This window comes from Desulfovibrio sp. (assembly GCF_035644575.1).
Classification (GTDB): domain Bacteria; phylum Desulfobacterota; class Desulfovibrionia; order Desulfovibrionales; family Desulfovibrionaceae; genus Desulfovibrio.
Genome location: NZ_DASQOG010000168.1, coordinates 1 through 4,323, shown reverse-complemented (window position 1 = coordinate 4,323; position 4,323 = coordinate 1). Strand labels below are relative to the sequence as shown.

Genomic DNA, 4,323 nt, shown 5'->3' with positions numbered 1-4,323 from the left:
CAGATGACAATAACTTCCGCTTCACGCTGGCCTGAAAGCACGGTGCCGCGTTTGCAGTCCTCGCCCTTGGCCGAGGTGAAAAGCTCGTCCAGGCTCACGCGCACCCCCTTGCCAAAATCAGGGTCGTCAACAGTAGCGGTTTCTCCCACTGCGGAGACGATCATGAAGCCTGTGACAGGGCCGGGGGGCGTTTCCGGCTGGGCCGGGGACCCGCCGAAGCCGCAGCCGCCGAGCAGCAGAGCCGTAAGAACCGCCAGACCGGAAAGGCCCAGACGGCCTTTGCCGGGCAGAGCCATCGGCCAATGAGCTGAACGCGTTTGCATGGCATTTCCTTTTAATGGCTGCCGTATTCTTTTTGGTAAATACAGCGGCTTTTTTCCTTCCCTCTCGCAAAGAAACGCGCGGCTGTCAATGCCGCACGAGCCTGAACCCTTGACTGAGCACTTGTCTGGAAGGCAATAGTCACGCTTTTTGTAAAAAAAGGGAATTTATCTGTTGATACCATTGTAAGCCGGAGGGTTAGCAAAAGCACAATTAATAAATAAGGAATTTTATTTTGCAATTTGTTGTAAGGGTGGTATTTTATGCACAATCTAGAAGTCAGCTTCGGGAGAGGTCATGTCCAAACTGGCAATGAAAACCATCCATGTGCATGACGCCGTGGGCAGTATTTTGTGTCACGACATCACCAGAATTATTCCTGGTGAAAGCAAAGGGCCTGTTTTTCGCAAAGGCCATGTTGTGCGGGAAGAAGACGTTGAGGTGCTGTTGCAGGTTGGCAAAGAGCATCTTTATGTTTTTGAATCACTGCCCGGCATGGTTCACGAAAATGATGCCGCCGCGCGTGTTATTTCTGCCGTTTCCGGCGGCAACCTGACATGCACGGAACCCAAGGAAGGGCGTATCGACCTAAAGGCTGCCTGTGACGGGCTGCTGCGGGTGGATGTGCCTGTTCTCAACCGCATAAACAGCCTTGGCGAAATATCTGTCGCAACCATCCACACCATGCAGCACGTAACCAGGGGGCGCTCGGTAGCGGGAGCCCGCGTTGTGCCGTTGATGATTGAGGATGAAAAATTGCGGCAGCTTGAATCTTTCGTCGCAGGGCCGGTCGTTGAAGTTCTGCCTCTGCGCCGCGCCAGAGTTGGCGTGGTCACAACGGGCAGCGAGGTGTTTTACGGGCGCATTCAGGATGCCTTTGGCCCTGTGCTGCGCAAAAAGTTTGCCGCTCTTGGCAGCACGGTGGTGGGGCAGACCCTCACCAGCGACGAAGTGTCCATGACTGCCGGAGCGATCAGGGATTTTCTCGAACAAGGTGCTGATTTTATTGTGGTAACAGGCGGTATGTCTGTTGACCCGGACGACCGCACGCCAACCGCCATCCGCGCTTCCGGAGCGGAGGTGGTCAGCTATGGCGCGCCAGTGTATCCGGGGGCCATGTTCCTTCTGGCCTATGCCCAGGGGGCGGCAGGCCGGGTGCCCGTGTTGGGGCTGCCCGGATGCGTCATGTATCACAAGGCCAGCATTTTTGATCTCGTTGTGCCGCGCCTGCTGGCCGGCATTGAGGTGACGGCTGCCGATGTGGCGGCATTGGGGCACGGGGGCTTTTGCTCCCAGTGTGAAGAATGCCGCTATCCGGTTTGTCCGTTCGGGAAATAGGAGGCGGAAATCTGACCCCGGGCGCGGATTTACCGCGCAGGCATATACCTTTGTTCATCATTAAAAGGAGTCGCGCATGGAAACAAAAACCCTTGTGATTAACGGCATTCCCCGGCGCTTGCTGGCTAACCCCGACGATATGCTTGTGGACGTGCTGCGCGATCAGTTGCAGCTCACCAGTGTCAAAGTTGGTTGCGGCAAGGGGCAGTGCGGTGCCTGCACGGTGATCCTTGACGGCAAAGTTGTACGCGCCTGCGTGGTCAAAATGAGCCGCGTGGCGGAAAACGCCGCCGTAACCACGCTTGAAGGCGTGGGTACGCCCAGCAACCTGCATCCGCTCCAGCATGCCTGGATTTACCACGGCGCGGCTCAGTGCGGTTTCTGTACTCCCGGTTTCATCGTTTCGGCCAAGGCCCTGCTTGATTCCAATCCCAACCCCAGCCGCGAAGACGTGCGCGACTGGTTCCAGAAAAATCACAACGTCTGCCGCTGTACGGGCTACAAGCCCCTGGTGGACGCGGTCATGGACGCTGCCGCCCTTATGCGCGGCGATAAAACGCTGGACGACGTTACCTTCAAGATGCCTGCCGATGGCCGCATCTGGGGTTCCACCATGCCCCGTCCTTCTGCCGTCGCCAAGGTGACCGGCACGGCCGAATTCGGCGCGGATGCGGCGCACCGCCTGCCCGCCAACACCCTGCACCTCGCCATTGCCCAGGCCAAGGTATCCCATGCCAACATCAAGGGCATCGACACCTCTGAAGCCGAAAAAATGCCCGGCGTGTACAAGGTGCTGACCCACAAGGACGTGAAGGGCAGGAACCGCATCACCGGCCTGATCACCTTCCCCACCAACAAGGGCGACGGCTGGGAACGGCCCATCCTTAACGATACCAAAATCTTCCAGTACGGCGATGCTCTTGCCATCGTCTGCGCGGACTCCGAATGCAACGCCCGCGCCGCGGCTGAAAAGGTCAAGTTTGACCTTGAGCTGCTGCCCGAATACATGAGCGCCCCCGAGGCCATGGCCCCGGACGCCATCGAAATCCACCCCGGCACCCCCAACATCTACTATGACCAGCTGGAGGAAAAAGGCGCGGATACCGCACCCTTCTTCAAAGATCCGGCAAACGTTGTTGCGGAAGGCGATTACTACACCCAGCGTCAGCCCCACCTGCCCATCGAACCCGATGTGGGCTACGGCTATGTGAACGACAAGGGCCAGGTGGTCATCCACTCCAAGTCCGTTGCCATCCATCTGCACGCGCTGATGATCGCCCCCGGCCTCGGCCTGGAATTCCCCAAGGATCTCGTGCTGGTGCAGAACACCACGGGCGGCACCTTCGGCTACAAGTTCAGCCCCACCATGGAAGCCCTTGTGGGCGTGGCCGTTATGGCTACGGGCCGTCCCTGTCACCTGCGCTACAACTACGAACAGCAGCAGAACTACACCGGCAAGCGTTCGCCCTTCTGGACGACCGTGCGCTTTGCTGCCAACAAGCAGGGCAAGATTCTTGCCATGGAAACGGACTGGAGCGTTGACCACGGCCCCTACTCCGAATTCGGCGATCTGCTCACCCTGCGCGGCGCGCAGTACATCGGCGCTGGTTACGGCATCGCCAACATTCGCGGCAAGGGCCGCACCGTTGCCACCAACCACTGCTGGGGTGCGGCTTTCCGCGGCTACGGCGCGCCGGAAACCGAATTCCCCTCTGAAGTGCTCATGGACGAACTGGCTGAAAAGCTGGGCATGGATCCCTTCGACATCCGCGAGCTGAACTGCTACCGCGAAGGCGATACCAACCCCTCCGGTCAGGTGCCTGAAGTCATGAGCCTGCCCGAAATGTTCCAGAAAATGCGCCCCTACTACGAAGAAGCCAAAAAGACCGTTAAGGCCAAGTCCACCGCCGAAGTCAAACGCGGCGTGGGTATTGCCCTTGGCGTGTACGGCGCTGGCCTTGACGGGCCGGACACCTCCGAAGCCTGGGCTGAACTGAACCCCGACGGCAGCGTAACCGTGGGCAACTCGTGGGAAGACCATGGTCAGGGCGCGGATTCCGGCACCCTGGGCACCGCTCACGAAGCCCTGCGTCCCCTGAACATCAAGCCCGAAAACATCCATCTGGTCATGAACGACACCAGCAAGACCCCCAATTCCGGCCCTGCTGGCGGTTCGCGCTCCCAGGTTGTCACGGGCAACGCCACCCGCGTGGCCTGCGAAATGCTTATTGAAGGCATGCGCAAGCCCACCGGCGGCGGCTTCTTTACCTATGAGGAAATGAAGGCCGAAGGCCGCCCCGTGCACTATGACGGCAAGTGGTCTGCTCCGGCCAAGGACTGCGACGCCAAGGGCCAGGGCGAACCCTTTGCCTGTTACATGTACGGTCTGTTCCTTGCCGAAGTGGCCGTTGAGGTCGCAACCGGCAAGACCACGGTTGAAAAGCTTGTGTGCGTGGCCGACATCGGCACCCTGTGCAACAAGCTGGTGGTTGACGGCCAGATCTACGGCGGCATGGCGCAGGGCGTTGGCCTTGCCCTGACCGAAGACTACGAAGACCTGAAGAAGCACAGCACCCTTGCTGGCGCGGGCGTGCCCACCATCAAGATGATTCCTGACGACATGGAAATCGTCTATGTGCAGACCCCCCGCAAGGCTGGCCCCTT

General features: G+C 59.2%; 3 protein-coding genes. 2 read left to right on the top strand and 1 reads right to left on the bottom strand.

The annotated features are described in order from the left end of the window. A partial coding sequence (locus VEZ52_RS09675; RefSeq protein ID WP_324836628.1) for a DVU3141 family protein occupies nucleotides 1-323 on the bottom strand: 323 nt, incomplete at its 3' end. A 310-nt stretch (nucleotides 324-633) separates the two neighbouring features. Between VEZ52_RS09675 and VEZ52_RS09670 the strand changes: the two genes are divergently transcribed. After that, nucleotides 634-1,659, top strand: a complete 1,026-nt coding sequence (locus VEZ52_RS09670; protein WP_349255765.1) for a molybdopterin-binding protein — start codon at nucleotides 634-636, stop codon at nucleotides 1,657-1,659. A 76-nt stretch (nucleotides 1,660-1,735) separates the two neighbouring features. After that, nucleotides 1,736-4,323 (top strand): molybdopterin-dependent aldehyde oxidoreductase (locus tag VEZ52_RS09665; RefSeq protein ID WP_324836626.1); only part of this gene is annotated, 2,588 nt, incomplete at its 3' end.